The following is a 1,407-nucleotide window of genomic DNA, read 5'->3' as shown; positions in this document are numbered from 1 at the left end:
CCGTTTGAGTCTACAAAATTACCATCGCTTCTCAAACGCGGTGTACCATCATTGACAGGGAAAGATAGCTCCCAGTCCATACTACCGGAGTCATCAATCGCGAACATTAGGTTTGTTTCACAGACGAGCCTAACCATAATGGCTGGTCTGCTAACTGACCTGGAGCAGAATAAGCAATAGTAGGTGCGGTCAGATATGTGACCAGCGCACACCAACGAAGTTTGCGTTCGAATGTTTTCATAGCACGCCCCCCTGCAAGGTCGCTAGAGCTTGATGCTTCTGTCGTATGTCTATTGATCAAGCTCATAGTTTTTTACCGTAGTATGTTTCAATAATGCGTTGTGAATTCGTGGTACCACCTGTACTACGCGCGACAATTCTAAACGTTGTGATTAAAGGGTTACCGGTGCCTGAACCATAACCACCACCGGTTTCACCAAAGTCACCCTGACCGGTGTTTAGACCATCATCTTCGACTGAACCCGCAAGCTCTATAAAGTAACGTGGTTGCTCTGTTTGCCCTGCCACGGCACCCACTGCCTGGGTGGCGGTATTGTTTACGTCATCAACCCAAATGCTGGCATCAAATGGGTCTGGCGCATCACCATTGGTATAAAACGGGCCAGTTGAATTGAAACCCGTTGTCGAAATAAACGCTTCAATAGCTTGCTCTGCAGCGCGAACGGCTGTTTCTGCACCTTGCAGTGCAACGTTGCCGTCTTGAATCGCTGCAGACATCTTCCCTTGCATAATGGTGTCGTTCATTGAGCTCACACCCAATACCGTCAAGATCAACAAGAAGATAAGCGAGATAAATAAGGCAGCGCCTTTCTGCTTTTTAGGGTTTAGATTCTGCATAGTAGATACGTGTGTCATATTCGCTCCCTATTTCAAACGATTGCGAATGGTATTCGTAGTTTCATACGGCACATAAAAGCGTAAGTCCGCAGCCGTCGTAGCCGTGCCATTGAAGTTATAGGTTTGGTTTTCCGCAACTGTGCGATCTTCAGACGCGGTAAGAATGCGTGTGCGTACAGCGACAACATTCAAAAAGTCAGAGACGTCATCAGCAGCCACATAGCGATTCGCTGTTCCATCATCATTAGTATCTTCACCGTAAAGCACCTGCATATCTTCCACGCCTTCGGCGATCTCTTGAGTCGAAAACGAGGAAGTCTCGCCAGAGCGGTTAATCTGCGTCATGAACAGTGCGCGACCACCATCGGCCGTATTGCCGACGTGGTATGCAGTAATAGTAGGTAGGTACAAGTAACTACCGTCAGGATCATAAATATCATCAGCAAAGTTGGCGCTATTGTTATGCGATGTCCCATGATTAAGCACGTTCGTTGCTGTTGGGTCACTCGTTATAGAGAATAGCTCAGCACGCGCACAACTCGATACGAT

Annotated in this window: 3 protein-coding genes; all 3 read right to left on the bottom strand. The window is 47.5% G+C overall.

The window, feature by feature from the left end; genetic code table 11:
- Positions 1–106: 106 nt before the first annotated feature.
- Positions 107–307, bottom strand: a complete 201-nt coding sequence (locus A3762_RS15895) for a hypothetical protein (RefSeq protein WP_068756580.1) — start codon at positions 305–307, stop codon at positions 107–109.
- On the bottom strand, positions 304–876 hold the full coding sequence (locus A3762_RS15890; RefSeq protein ID WP_082869185.1) for a PilX N-terminal domain-containing pilus assembly protein: 573 nt from the start codon (positions 874–876) through the stop codon (positions 304–306). Before A3762_RS15890 ends, A3762_RS15895 begins: the two co-directional genes overlap by 4 nt.
- 9 nt (positions 877–885) lie before the next feature.
- Positions 886–1,407 (bottom strand): PilW family protein (locus A3762_RS15885; protein ID WP_197469301.1); only part of this gene is annotated, 522 nt, incomplete at its 5' end.

Source organism: Oleiphilus sp. HI0125 (assembly GCF_001635355.1).
The sequence above is the reverse complement of the archived record's forward strand: the minus strand, read 5'-3'. Positions and strand labels throughout refer to the sequence as shown.

Bases quoted from the DNA above. Each gene is read 5' to 3' on its own strand.
- A3762_RS15895 (WP_068756580.1), bottom strand. From the start codon at position 307: ATGAGCTTGATCAATAGACATACGACAGAAGCATCAAGCTCTAGCGAC.
- A3762_RS15890 (WP_082869185.1), bottom strand. From the start codon at position 876: ATGACACACGTATCTACTATGCAGAATCTAAACCCTAAAAAGCAGAAA.